Origin of the sequence: Paenibacillus sp. FSL K6-1566 (assembly GCF_038050475.1) — a bacterium.
GTDB classification, from domain to species: Bacteria; Bacillota; Bacilli; order Paenibacillales; family Paenibacillaceae; genus Paenibacillus_AQ; species Paenibacillus_AQ lactis.
The window spans coordinates 4,473,646-4,486,071 of the sequence record NZ_JBBOSR010000001.1 but is presented as its reverse complement, the minus strand read 5'-3'; the positions used below and the strand labels follow the sequence as shown (position 1 = coordinate 4,486,071).

Sequence of the window (12,426 nt, the reverse complement as noted above, 5' to 3'; positions counted from 1 at the left end):
CGGAACTACTGCTGGGATCTGGCCAGGATCGCATTCGCTTCCTTGCGGAATTCGGCAGCCGCATCCTCCACCGATATTTTCTTGTACAGGATGCGCTCGCTGAGATCGCGAAGCAGCTTCTCGATTTCCACGGCACCGATCGGATTCGGCGGATCGCCAGGGCTGCTGTTCGCCTCGGCCCAGGTGACGTAATCGAATATTTTCGCCTCATTCTCGGAGAGCAGCGGCTTCAGCGCTTCCTTGACTTTAGCGGATACCGGCACGCCACGCTCGCCCTTGATCAGCTTATTTGCCTCGATGTCGTTGATGAAGAAGCTGATGAATTTCGCCGCTTCTTCCTTATGCTTCGACGTCTCCGTGACGGAGAAATACATGGACGGCTTCAGGAAGAGCCCTTCCTTCGTGCCCGGTCCCGGCATCGGATTCAGCTCCAGCGGACGATCGGGAACGAGATTGGCAACGGCGAGAAACTGGTTGGACCAGCCCGTGCCGGAAATGGCGTTGCCAAGCACGATTTCATCCTCCTCCGCGACGCCTTTCTTCTGGGCTTCCTTATCCAACGACAGGATGTACCCATTGTCATACCACTTCTGGTAGCGGGTGAAATAATCGATAAAGGCCTGATCATCGGCATAGCCGATCGTTTTGCCGTCCGCGCTGTACATTTTTTGGCCGATCGTTCTCAGATAATACGGGAAGAAGACGTCATGCCGGTAGGCGAAGCCACCGATGAGAAATCCTTTTTCCTTCGCTTGCGCGCCCATTTTGTCCATGTCGTCCCAGGTCCAGTCCTTGCCGGGAATATCGATGCCGTTCTTCTTCATCGTCTCTACGTCGAATGTCGTCTGGAGTGCGTTGACGCCAAGGTTCATCGCTACCAGCTTGCCGTTGACCTCGCCTCCGCTCAGGGCATTCTCGCTGACGTCCGAAACGTCCAGGACTCCGCTGTCGGTGAACGGCTTCAGATCGGCAAGCTGATTGCGGCCGGCATATTGGTTCAGATAGGAGATGTCCATCTGAATAATGTCCGGAAGACCGCCGGCTACCGCCTGCGGAGCAAGCTTCTTCCAGTAATCGTCGAACGGGGCGTATTCGGGCTCGATGGTGACGTGCGGGTTCTGCTCCTGATACATTTCAATGACCTTCAACGTGTAATCGTGCCGGGACTGTCCGCCCCACCAGGCGATGCGCAGCTTTACCGGCTCCTTCTCGTCGCTGGCGGCTGCGGACGGCGCTGTATCGGTTCCGGCGCTTGCAGGCTGATCGGCCGAATTCCCGCCGGAGCAGCCGATCAGGCTTCCGAGCAAGGAGCACATGAGCACTGCGGTTAACACTTTTCTCATTCCATTTCCTCCCCTTGGTTGATGAACCCATCTGTGACTCGTTTGATAGTGCTTACATTCCCAATTATTATGTGTAACAAGGGAAAGAGTAAGGAAAAAAACCGTGCACTTTGTTCAAAAAGCAGATATGTACGTACAAGCCTAGCCCTCTTTTTTCATGTATTCCGAAGGCGTGCAGCCCATTTGCTTCTTAAACACCTGGCTGAAGTACTGGGGATTGTCGCCGAAGCCGAGCTGCTCGGCCATTTCGAAAATTTTGATATCCGGGTCCTTCGCCATCAGCTCGGTCGCGCGCTTGATGCGCAGCTTCATGACGTAATTCGAGAATTTCTCGCCGGTCTCTTTTTTGAACAGCTTTCCGAGATAGTCGGCATTCATGTACAGCATGCTGCATGCGACCAGGTTCAGGGTCAGCTCCGAATTGCCAAGCTGTTCCTCGATAATCTCGATCATTCTCCGGACGATCGCATTATATTTCATGGTGTTCCGTTCATAATTCCGCTGGGTAATTTCGATGACCGTTTCTTCCAGAAATGCCTGGATCGACTGGAGAGTCGTCATTTCCGCGATGACCGGTATCCGTTCGTATCGTTCCGCCATCTCCTCGGGATCCGTCAGCCGAATGAGGGATACATACTGCGATATGGCGTGGGACTTGGTCATCTCAATGCTCAGCTGGGCCCTCTTCAGTTCATGGATGAATTCATTCAGCGCCTGCCGGGCCTCTTGGTGGTGACCGGACCGCACCGGCATGCACAGACGCTGCTCGTCGAAGGAAAATGCACCGCTGTCGTCTTCGGATTGCAGCGTGTCGTTCGTCGTAATGATGCCGCTCTCGTCCAGGTAGAAGCGGTAATTCAGGCACTGCAGCGTGTCGCGGTACAGCTTGCGGGCCAGCGTTACGGGCCCAGGATCGCTGATGGCAACCGTCACGTCCAGCTTGTAATACTGCTTGAACGTACAGCGGATGTCCTGGATCCGGTCATGGAGTTGAAGCCCGGGACGCTCCTCAATGAGAACCAGCACATGCGGGCCGATGGTGGTGCTAAGAAGGGTGGTGTCCAGCAGATCCTCGGCAATATTCTTCACGGCGAATAGATGCTCGTAATCCGCCTCGCCTTCCAGCTGGAACAGCAGCAGCTGCACCGGCCGGTCGAAGTCGTATTGGAACAGTCTGCGATATTCCTCCAAGTCATTATGACCGTAAGTCTTGTTCGTCACGAATTCTTTCAGCACCTGCTCCTTCACATGGGGAAGCACTTTCTCGAAACGGTGCTTCATATCCTGAATGAAAGCTTCCTTGCGGCGGTGATCCGCCAGGTCAAAGGTAACCTCCTGCAGCGCTTCCCCGATCTTAGACTCATCGGTCGGCTTCAGCAAATAATGCTTGACCCCGTACTGCATGGCGCGGTTGGCGTATTCGAATTCGCCGAAGCCGGACAGCAGCACGAATTTGATGTGGGGATGGCTTGCATAGGTTTTGGCCACGAGCTCGAGCCCGTCAAGGCCGGGCATGCGGATATCGCACACGACGATATCCGGAGAATCGCTAACGATTTTTTCGTAGGCCTGGATGCCGTTCTGAGCGGTTCCCGCAAGCTCGGTTTGATAGGCGGACCAGTCCACCATGCGGGAAATACCATCCAGAATGATGCGCTCATCGTCTACGAGCAGAACTTTGTACATGGGAATCCCTCCGTTATAGTGGCAGTGATAGAATGATGCGGGCGCCGAGCCCAGGTCGGCTCTCGATATATAAACCGTAATTGTCGCCGAAGGCGAGCTTCAGGCGTTCGTCGATGTTAAGCAGTCCGATGCCGTTGCCTGTCGTCTGCAGGCTTCCGCTTCGAAGCCGGTCGAGGGTGTCCGGAGCCATGCCCGGTCCGTCATCCTCAACGATGACGCAGAAGGCATGCTCCTCCCGCCGGGTGTACAGGGCGATTCTGCATGGCTCGACCGATGGCTCCAGCGCGTAGTGGATTGCATTTTCAAGCAGCGGCTGCAGGGACAGCTTCGGAAGTCTGCGCTCCAGGTCCTCATCCGGTACGTTCATGCTAAACTCGAGCCGGTCCTCAAAACGAAACTTCTGGATGATGATATAGTTCTTGACGATTTCGAGCTCTTCTCGTAGAGAAAGAATCGGCTCCTTCAGGCTGACGGAGTTGCGAAGGAGGAAGGCCAGCGCCTGTACCATATCGGAGATTTGCGTCTGCTTGTTGATTTTTGCAAGCCAGTTGACCGACTCGAGCGTGTTGTAAAGGAAATGTGGATTGATTTGGGCTTGGAGGGCCTTGAATTCGGTCTCCTTGACGAGCAGCCGGCTCGCATAATTTTCGGTGATCAGGACATTGATTCTCTCCACCATCAGACGAAACGTCCGGTGCAGCAGACCGAGCTCATCCATCGCGACGGGCGCCGCGTCTTGGGGGAGTACGTTAGCTTCAGCGAAATTCCCTTTCTCGGCCAGCTTCATCCGGGCGATCAAGCTTTCGATCGGCTTGGTCAGGCCCCGGCTGAACCGAATGCCCAGCAGAATGGCGACGGCGAATATCATGCCGAATACCATGATGACAAGCTCTTTGATAAAAATGATTTGCCTAAAGGCCTGATTGAAGGGGGTAGCATTAATATAAGTCCAGCCCGTATTGAAGGAACGGTTATATGCAACAAAATACGTGTGCCCTTCAATCTCCCGGGTAAAATATCCGCTGCCGGATGATACGTCAGCCTGGATGGACGCCGGGTCGAAGTTCGGCCGGGTCGGGTAGATGACGTCCGTTCCCGAGGTCATGATCAGCTCTCCCTCCTCAGCTGCAGATGTACGTACAAGCTTGTCGATATTGACCCGAACTACGATCGTGCCCAGATATTGAAGGTCGAACAGGGTTCCTGAATAGGAGCGGATCTCCCTGGACAGCAGCAGGGCCGGGTCGTGTTCATCGGGGGAGAACCAGCGCTCTTCACCATCGGCATCGCCCGCAAGCTGCATGATATGCTGCATCTTGGAGGGAGCGATCGGTATGACGCTGCCGACATCGTACTGTTTGTTGAAGGAGTCGATCAGGTGGATGGAGTAGAGCATAGGCTCGGATCCCACGTAGTTGAGGAGCCGATCGACAAGGCGCTGTCTCAAGGTGAGCCGGTCATAGTCGGAGTCGCTGTTGGAAATCGCCCGTAATATTTGCTGGGATCTCCGTGTCGGTAACCATGTTGAAAGATAACTGCTCGATTCGCTCAAGCTCGGATTCGATGGCTGATGAGGACAAGTGTAGGACCTTGGACGATTTGAGGTACAGCTGCCCGTCGTAGATGGAGAAGGCATACTGCTGAACGATGACCGCGAAAGTGAATGCCATGGCCACGATCAGCGCGATGAGGAGCGACAGCTTGTTTTTGATTTTCATATTTTTGTAGACTGTGGTCCACTTCCTCACGGCATCCGTCTCCTTACCTTGGAGTTGAAATGTTGTGTACACATTATGTACCGGGTTGTAAACGCTGTCAACATGGTTATCCAGCGTCGGTATCCGGCTTGCGAGGTGCCGCTTCGGCCTTTGGCAGTTGACCGGAAATTTAAACAAAATAGCCGGATAAATAGATGGAATTGCGCATTTGGGATCGTGCATAATGGGGAAAGAGCGATTTAACGGGAGGGTGCTATGATGCAGAGCGAGGACCGCTATGCTTTTGATTTCGGAACCGGGGAGCCTGCCTTGGATTACGTGAAAATTATGTCCGACACGCTGTACGAGCCGGAGCGGGGGTACGGTTTCTTATCCGCTTCTGGCCTTACGGGAATACGAAGGGAGGGGGAGACGGGACTGGGCGCTGACTTTGTCATCCCGCTTGAAGCCGCCTTTCGGGTGGACGTGCCGAAGGACGGATTATATACGCTTCGTTTGACGATCGGCGACCCGTGGTTTGCGACCGAGACGACGGTCAAGGGAACGGACGGACAGATGCTGTTGTATCAGCTGCGGACGCCGCCCGGTTATATGGAGCGTTTCAGCGTAACGTTGCCGGCAGTCGAGAGGCGGATCGTGCTTTATTTTTCTGGAAGAGCGCCGCGATTGAACGGATTGGAACTGGCACCGGCACCGGATGCTTGCACGTTGTTCATCGCAGGGGATTCAACCGTGGCGAATCAGCCTGCCGATGGCTATCCCTATGCCGGCTGGGGCCAGATGCTGCCGGCCTGGATGAAGCAGGATGCAGCTGTAATCAATGCCGCCGCTTCCGGTCGAAGCTCGAAAAGCTTTGTGGACGAAGGCAGGCTGGACCGGATATGGACTTGCATGCGGCCGGGGGATTATCTGTTGATCCAATTCGGCCACAATGACCAGAAGTCTGACCCTAGTCGATATACGGAGCCTTTTTCGACATACAAGGAGCATTTGAGGATGTACATCGACGGCTGCAGGGAGAGAAAGGCCGTGCCGATTCTGGTCACCTCGGTTCACCGGCGTTTTTTTGATGATAACGTCCGGCTGAAGGACACGCATGGAGATTATGTTACCGCGGTCCGCGAGCTCGCGCAGGAAGAGCAGGTGCCGCTTGTCGATCTGGCTGCAATCAGCATGGGGCTGTTCAACGAGCTCGGTCCGGAAGGTACACGTTCGATCTTCATGTGGGGAGCGCCGGGAGAGTGGATGAACTTTCCGCTCGGGGTTTCGGACAATACGCATTTTCAGGAGAGGGGAGCTCTTCGTCTGGCCGAACTGGTGGCCGAGGGTTTGAAGTCCTTGGCGCTTCAGCCGTTGTCCTTGTTTTTGCGGATGCAGCAGGGATGAGCGTCAGCTGATGACCTATCGTAATCTAACGGCAACCGAAAGGTAGAAGCGTGCTCCTCTCTTTTCGCCAATGCCTTAAAGGTTGTAGAGGAGCCGATGCCCTGTGCGACGAATGTTTACTATAAAGCGAGAGCTAAAAATGCGTCAGGAGGTGTTTTTCGAATGTCAAAAGGCGAGACTTTGTGGATCATTCCCGATGGCTATATCCCGCCGCAGAGCAGCGGGGAACTGACGAGTCATGAGTCGGTATGCGTGCTGAATACATCGGAGGAAGACGTGACGGTGACCATTCATGCCTATTTCGAGGATCGCGAGCCGCTGATGGGCATGGAAACGATCGTGCCGGGGAGACGTACCCGTCACATTCGTACGAGCTCGCTAAGCGCTGATGGCCGGACGATTCCCGCAGGCGTGCCGTACGCCATGGAGGTCGTCTGCAGCGGGCCCGTCTATGTGCAGTACAGCCGCCTCGATGCTACCCAGGCGGAAAATGCGCTTATGAGCGTTATGGCGTACCCCGTCAAGGGGAGCGGGAGCATATGAGCCAGGTTGAGCCTGCAGTTACTTATACGTCGGAGCTGCCCGGGGACTTTACGGCGCTGCTCGAATTATATGAGACATTAGGCTGGAACTTCCTGAACTTGAACATTGGAGACCTTCAAGCCATGTGCGCAGGAAGCTGGTATAGTGTTTATGCCTATGAAGGGAAGCGCCTCGTGGGCATGGGACGTGTCATTTCGGACGGAGTCCTTACCGGACTTCTATGCGGCATTTGTGTGCATCCGGATGTTCAGGCCAGAGGGATCGGCACCGGTATCGTTCAAAGGCTCGTCATGCAGTGCGAGAAGTTTGGAGTCATCCCCCAGCTGCTGTGCGAACAAGAATTGGAAGGCTATTATGAAAGGCTGGGTTTTACGGCATTTACGATCGGCATGAAAAAACACATAGCGCGCTAGGTCAATAGGTCGTAGCCCTGCTACCGCAGACAACAAAAAGGAAGTTTAAGCGGCGATTTGTTCCCGGCATTCTACGGGGATAGATCGCCAATTTGTTTTGCGAACATCTCTCGTTGTAGTAAGCCATGTGTTCTGCCGCTCTGCCATCATTCGTGCAGCATCCGACAAATTCTATCTCTCCTGATCCCTAGCGTCCCGATGATCATGGAGTAACTCCAATTTTCCTCCAATCGTAGGCGCGCCCCTATTTATAGTTCCTTTGTTACATCGGTTTGAGGCTTGTCGTTTCTTGGGGAATAAAAAAATCCCCTCAGATCTACAGCGTTGAATTCATTGGAATAAGAACTCTTCTTTCACTGTATACCATAAGGGGATAATACCAAATTGACTTCCCTAATTATCCACTACAAGCCATGGAAGGACAGTTCACAGACCGACTGCTTTCATTAGGCTTTCGCAATCGTTGCGTTTTCTTCTTTACGCTTCTTCGCATACTCCGCCGTGGCCGTAAACAGCACGTCAGAGGAAGAATTCAGCGCGGTTTCGCAAGAGTCTTGCAAAACGCCGATAATAAAGCCTACGCCAACTACCTGCATGGCAATGTCATTCGAAATGCCGAACAAGCTGCATGCCAGCGGAATGAGCAGCAGCGACCCCCCAGCCACCCCGGAAGCGCCTGCTGCGGCAATCGCCGATAAAATGCTGAGAATAAGCGCTGTGCCAAAATCCACCTGAATCCCGAGCGTATGGACCGCTGCCAGCGTCAAGACCGAGATCGTCACCGCTGCCCCCGCCATATTGATCGTGGCGCCTAGCGGGATGGATACCGAATACGTATCCGGGTTCAGCTTTAATTTCTCGCATAATCGCATATTGATCGGTATGTTGGCCGCAGAGCTGCGGGTGAAGAACGCGGTAATGCCGCTTTCCCGAAGGCAGGTCAGCACCAGCGGATACGGATTTTTGCGCAGCCTTGCATAGACAATGAGCGGGTTCACGACAAGCGCGATAAACAGCATGCATCCGACAAGCAGGAGCAGCAGTTTCCCGTAATCGAGCAGGGACGCTAGTCCGTTTGCGGTAATGGATTCGAAGACAAGCCCCATAATACCGAACGGAGCAAGCTGGATCACCCATTTGACGATTTGGGATACCGCATCCGAGACATTTGTCAGCAGGCTTTTCGTTCCCTCCTTAGCGCTTCGCAGAGCCAGGCCCAGCAGGATCGCCCATGCCAGGATTCCGATATAATTGGCTTTCATCAGTGCGTTGACCGGATTATCGACAACCTGTAACAGCAAGGTCCTCAGCACTTCGAGAATGCCCTCTGGCGGAGTCAGGTCCGTCGATCCCGTGACCAGCGACAAGCTTACCGGAAAAATAAAACTGGCGATGACCGCCACCAGCCCCGCCAGAAATGTGCTTATACCGTACAGGACAAGGATCGATTTCATATTCGTCTGACGGCCTTTCGCATGGTTCGAGATGGCGGACATGACGAGGAACAGCACCAATACAGGGGCAACCGCTTTTAACGCGGATACAAATAAAGTACCGAATAAACCGACTCCAGTCGCACCGGGAACAATCAGGGCAAGGATAATCCCTGCAATGATCCCCGCCAAAATTCGTTTTACAAGACTTATTTGGTTCCACTTGAGAATAATTGCTTTCATCTTACTCCTCCGAAATATGCAATTTCAAAATATCAAAACGCACCGCCTCGACGCTGCAATGTAATATAGCGCTAGTTTATCATGTAAAGTGAAGATTGTATATAACTGGTAATATATATGATTGTTTCCAGAAGTTAGAATTCAAGGGGGCGGTCGGAATGAGCAAAGCCGTCATGCGATAATATTGGAGGTGTTACCAGAGTATGTATAGACCTGGGACAGCTTTCGGGACTCGTTGGGGCTGGGCGTGGAAGATAGAGCTTGAACAAGTCCTATTTAAGGATTTGCAGGGGTCAGGAGCGCCGCAAAAGACAGAACAAGTCCCGTTTCGGGACTTGTTGGGGCCGAGGCGTGAAAGTAGGTCAGAACAAGTCCTATTTAAGGACTTGCAGAGGCCAGGAGGCCCGCAAAAAGAAGAACAAGTCCCGTTTCGGGACTTGCTGGAGTCGAGGCGTGAAAGTAGGGCAGCAGCTAACGGCGTTCCCCTAAAACGAGACGTGGTGTGCGTCAACCGGCGTATCATAACAGATTCGAGTCTCTAAGGGGCGTCAACTTGTTTCAGCTCATACACGTCAATCGAATCCTCTCGAATTTCCAAGGCGATCTTCGTATCATCCTTACGAAAAAAATGCACATGACCCAGACGCTCTTCCTCGATCTCGGTCCAGCCGGAAGCTCTGATACCCTCCAGGAAAGCCTTCGGCGGATATAATCCCTGCTCGCCTCCGATATTTTCCAACTCGTACTTTGCACCCTCCGCGATATTCGGATTCCTGAACGTCACCTCACGCTCCAGCGCTTGCTCAGGGACAGGGAAGTCCTCATGCACGGGCGACATCTTGTATTCGTTGATAACAACAGGCTTGGGGGATGATGCGCAGCCGATCGTTAAGGCGAACATGACGAGCACCAGGAACGCAATCAGATTTTTTCGCACGGGAAACCTCCTTGACAATGGATAAGTGTCTATTAATTGCGTTGAAAAATAAGTTTCTATTGTTTCCGTTGAACCGGTCATTAGAATTCATACAACAAAGGTTAATAATTATGTCACATGCCCGTCATTTTGCTCCTATTCGAGCTGCTCGAAGTTGCTCGGTAGCTTTGCAATCCTCTGGATAGGTTTGCAATGCTTCATGTTTTTGTAACGACTCTGATCTGGTAAAAGTTTCAGATGATTTCCTCGATGGTGGAGCCCCAACAGATTTTTAGCACAAACAGACACATCGGAGGTAAATAATGTTAAAATGGAAGCGAGTTAGAAGGCTGGCATGTACATTCATAGCATGACCCGCCAGCTTGGGTCAAAGCATGAACACAGGCAAACGCAGCATCATAAATTAGCATCGGTTCTTCAAGACAGGTACCGGTGAGAGTAACGATGGAGCTTTTGTTTATACGCCATGCCCAGGCAGAGCATGCGATGAATCCATTCCGCCGTTTTAGCCTTCGAAGGACGATGCGGGCGTGGAACCTCGATGTCCTGCCGGAAGCTTCTGGGTACGAGGTTACGCGATAGGAATTTTTGGTAGAGACGGGAAGTTATTGAGGAAGGTCGTCAGGGATTAACGTGGAAATAGTCAGTTGAACTAATCAGCAATATCACGCGGTAAGGAGCGTATCCATGAACAAAATCAATGTCGGAATTATCGGCACCGGCTTCGGCGCCGAGGTTCACGCCCCCATCTTCCGGCTGCATCCGGGCTTTCAACTGAAATCGATCGCCAGCGTATATCGAAGCGATCATGGAGCGAAGCGTTCGTTTCAGGACATCGCCTTTTACAGCAACTGGCGTGAAATGCTGGAATCGGAGGAGCTGGATTTGGTATCGATTGCCTCCACGCCCGCACAGCATCACGGCATGGCGCTGCAAGCCCTCCGAACCGGGCATCATGTGCTGGTAGAGAAGCCGCTCGCCATAAATGCCGGACAAACCCTGGAGCTGGTCGAAGAGGCGAATCGGCTGAAGCGATGCGCATTCGTTAATTTCTTATGGCGGCTTACACCCCTTCGGCAGCGGATTAAAGCCATGCTGGACCAAGGACTACTGGGCCGGATTCAGCATATTCGGTATTGCGGCAGCTTCTCGGGCTATTCCACTCTGGCGGGAGGGCAGCGTGGCTGGGAGGGCCGAAGCGAGGAGGGAGGCGGCTTCCTGTTCGCCGTCGGGTCCCATATGATCGATTCCCTGATGTGGTGGATGGGAGAAGAGATTGCCGAGGTTCAGGGAGATCTCAGGACGCATATTCCGAGTTATGAAGGCAGCGACGGCCGTGAGGTGCGCAATGCCGACGATGCATTTGCATTCACGGGCCGGTTCCGCAGCGGTGCGAGCTTGGCGGTGGACGTATTCCTGCCTGGCAGAACCGGTACGGGATGGAGACTGGAGATATACGGGGATGAGGGGACGCTCGTTATGCGAGATGACCGTATGTTGGAATTCAGCAGAGGAGGAGCATTGGAGCCAGTTCAGATTGAGGGCGTAGAACCGCCGAAGGGATTGACGGTTCCGGCCGTTCATTACTACGGCGGCTTCTATCCGATGATCGACAGCATCTATAGGAAGCTGACAGACAAGCCGTCGCCGCTCGAAATCCCGAACGTTGCGGACGGACACCGAACCCAGGCGGTCATGGATGCAATCCTTCGTTCATCCGAAACGGGTTCGCGGGTACAGATCGATGATCTATCCCCTTGGAATCAGGCCATTGCCGCGAGGGGGGAGGCCTAGCATGAGACGATTGCAGATCGGCATGTGGGAGCAATTTAGCCCCGATCGGTGGGAGCAGCTGGCCATGCCGCTGATCACCGGGATGGAGGTATGCTGCCTGCCGGATCGAGCCGCTTTAGCCCAGGTCCGGGATTTCTGCCGTCAGCACGGGCTTGGATATGGAATCCATGGACCGGTGCTTGCGGAAGACGGATACCGCCTGCCTGTGTTAAATGCACCCGCCCCCCGGCAGTTTAAGGAAGAGCTGCAGTACATAACCTCCGAGGTTGAGCTGGCTTCATCCTACGATGCGGACTACATCCTGTTCCACTATCCGTTTTATCCGGTGTTTCAAGAGCCCTTCACGCCCTTTCCGCGGCTTCCCGACATTGGACACCGCTACAGCTGCGAACAGCTGGGCAGAGGGCAGTTCAGGGATATCTCCATAACCTTGTTTGAACATCTCGCCGAGCTGCAGCAGCGCTTTAAGCAGCGGATCGTGTTGGAGCATGACTTCTTCGGGGATTACGGTGACATCGTGATCGATGCATTTCTGGCCTATCCGGAGATTCGTTTCGTGCTGGATACGGCAAGGCTGGATATCGCCCGCAGGGCTTTTCCCGGATTCGCCCCGTATTCCTTTATGGAGGCGCTCGCGCCGCAAATCGATGTGGTCCACTACAGCAATGTCCGTTATGAGGGCGGTACGTTCAAGCATCATCTCCCGGTGCTGCCCGAGCATGACGAGGATGAGCGGTTCGGCGACGCATATGCCTATTTGGAATACGCAGCGACGAGGAATCATCAATTTCATGTGACGTTTGAGCACGATGCCAGTCTTGTCAGCAGGCAGGAGCTGGATGCGATTTATCGGCGAACCGCTGCACTTCTCAAAGAGAAGGAGAGCTTACCGCATTCCAGCTGACCAAGGCCGCATTCCAGCTGACCAAG

The 12,426-nt window shown here is 53.6% G+C and carries 11 protein-coding genes; 5 read left to right on the top strand and 6 right to left on the bottom strand.

Annotated elements, in window-relative coordinates; genetic code table 11:
- Positions 1-5: 5 nt before the first annotated feature.
- The 4 genes from NST08_RS19770 to NST08_RS19755 all read right to left on the bottom strand — a co-directional run bounded on the left by NST08_RS19770 (position 6) and on the right by NST08_RS19755 (position 4,777).
- A complete protein-coding gene (locus NST08_RS19770) occupies positions 6-1,343 on the bottom strand; it encodes an ABC transporter substrate-binding protein (RefSeq protein ID WP_028405384.1) in 1,338 nt (445 codons plus the stop codon).
- 141 nt (positions 1,344-1,484) lie between these two features.
- Entirely contained in the window at positions 1,485-3,029 is a 1,545-nt protein-coding gene (locus NST08_RS19765) for a response regulator transcription factor (protein WP_210094723.1), read from the bottom strand.
- Between the two features lie 13 nt (positions 3,030-3,042).
- The gene (locus NST08_RS19760) at positions 3,043-4,425 is read right to left on the bottom strand and encodes a sensor histidine kinase (RefSeq protein WP_341342193.1); all 1,383 of its coding nucleotides are present in this window, start codon (positions 4,423-4,425) and stop codon (positions 3,043-3,045) included.
- A 61-nt stretch (positions 4,426-4,486) separates the two neighbouring features.
- The gene (locus NST08_RS19755; protein WP_341342192.1) at positions 4,487-4,777 is read right to left on the bottom strand and encodes a hypothetical protein; all 291 of its coding nucleotides are present in this window, start codon (positions 4,775-4,777) and stop codon (positions 4,487-4,489) included.
- A 228-nt stretch (positions 4,778-5,005) separates the two neighbouring features.
- On the opposite strand from NST08_RS19755, the gene NST08_RS19750 reads away from it, so the two are divergent.
- The 3 genes from NST08_RS19750 (at position 5,006) to NST08_RS19740 (ending at position 7,089) form a co-directional block, all read left to right on the top strand.
- Complete coding sequence (locus NST08_RS19750; protein ID WP_007132201.1) at positions 5,006-6,133, top strand: rhamnogalacturonan acetylesterase; 1,128 nt, start codon at positions 5,006-5,008, stop codon at positions 6,131-6,133.
- Between the two features lie 162 nt (positions 6,134-6,295).
- Positions 6,296-6,676: a sensory rhodopsin transducer gene (locus NST08_RS19745; protein ID WP_007132200.1), complete on the top strand. Its 381-nt coding sequence runs from the start codon at positions 6,296-6,298 to the stop codon at positions 6,674-6,676.
- A complete protein-coding gene (locus tag NST08_RS19740) occupies positions 6,673-7,089 on the top strand; it encodes a GNAT family N-acetyltransferase (protein WP_007132199.1) in 417 nt (138 codons plus the stop codon). Before NST08_RS19745 ends, NST08_RS19740 begins: the two co-directional genes overlap by 4 nt.
- A 446-nt stretch (positions 7,090-7,535) precedes the next feature.
- On the opposite strand, the gene sstT is transcribed toward NST08_RS19740, so the two are convergent.
- Positions 7,536-8,765, bottom strand: coding sequence for a serine/threonine transporter SstT (sstT, locus tag NST08_RS19735; protein ID WP_007132198.1), 1,230 nt, complete (start codon positions 8,763-8,765; stop codon positions 7,536-7,538).
- 538 nt (positions 8,766-9,303) lie between these two features.
- Positions 9,304-9,702 carry a hypothetical protein gene (locus NST08_RS19730; RefSeq protein ID WP_341342191.1) on the bottom strand — a complete coding sequence of 133 codons (399 nt, stop codon included), beginning with the start codon at positions 9,700-9,702 and terminating at the stop codon, positions 9,304-9,306.
- Positions 9,703-10,389: 687 nt separating this feature from the next.
- Here NST08_RS19730 and NST08_RS19725 point away from each other — a divergent pair.
- Together NST08_RS19725 and NST08_RS19720 are read left to right on the top strand one after the other, a co-directional pair.
- Entirely contained in the window at positions 10,390-11,496 is a 1,107-nt protein-coding gene (locus NST08_RS19725) for a Gfo/Idh/MocA family protein (RefSeq protein WP_007132195.1), read from the top strand.
- A 1-nt stretch (position 11,497) separates the two neighbouring features.
- Positions 11,498-12,400: a hypothetical protein gene (locus NST08_RS19720; protein WP_007132194.1), complete on the top strand. Its 903-nt coding sequence runs from the start codon at positions 11,498-11,500 to the stop codon at positions 12,398-12,400.
- Positions 12,401-12,426: the final 26 nt, after the last annotated feature.

What these genes read in the sequence shown, in the direction of transcription:
- NST08_RS19740 (WP_007132199.1), top strand. Translation starts at nt 6,673, where the DNA reads ATGAGCCAGGTTGAGCCTGCAGTTACTTATACGTCGGAGCTGCCCGGG.
- NST08_RS19750 (WP_007132201.1), top strand. Translation starts at nt 5,006, where the DNA reads ATGCAGAGCGAGGACCGCTATGCTTTTGATTTCGGAACCGGGGAGCCT.
- NST08_RS19725 (WP_007132195.1), top strand. Translation starts at nt 10,390, where the DNA reads ATGAACAAAATCAATGTCGGAATTATCGGCACCGGCTTCGGCGCCGAG.
- NST08_RS19765 (WP_210094723.1), bottom strand. Translation starts at nt 3,029, where the DNA reads ATGTACAAAGTTCTGCTCGTAGACGATGAGCGCATCATTCTGGATGGT.
- NST08_RS19770 (WP_028405384.1), bottom strand. Translation starts at nt 1,343, where the DNA reads ATGAGAAAAGTGTTAACCGCAGTGCTCATGTGCTCCTTGCTCGGAAGC.
- NST08_RS19720 (WP_007132194.1), top strand. Translation starts at nt 11,498, where the DNA reads ATGAGACGATTGCAGATCGGCATGTGGGAGCAATTTAGCCCCGATCGG.
- sstT (WP_007132198.1), bottom strand. Translation starts at nt 8,765, where the DNA reads ATGAAAGCAATTATTCTCAAGTGGAACCAAATAAGTCTTGTAAAACGA.
- NST08_RS19760 (WP_341342193.1), bottom strand. Translation starts at nt 4,425, where the DNA reads ATGCTCTACTCCATCCACCTGATCGACTCCTTCAACAAACAGTACGAT.
- NST08_RS19745 (WP_007132200.1), top strand. Translation starts at nt 6,296, where the DNA reads ATGTCAAAAGGCGAGACTTTGTGGATCATTCCCGATGGCTATATCCCG.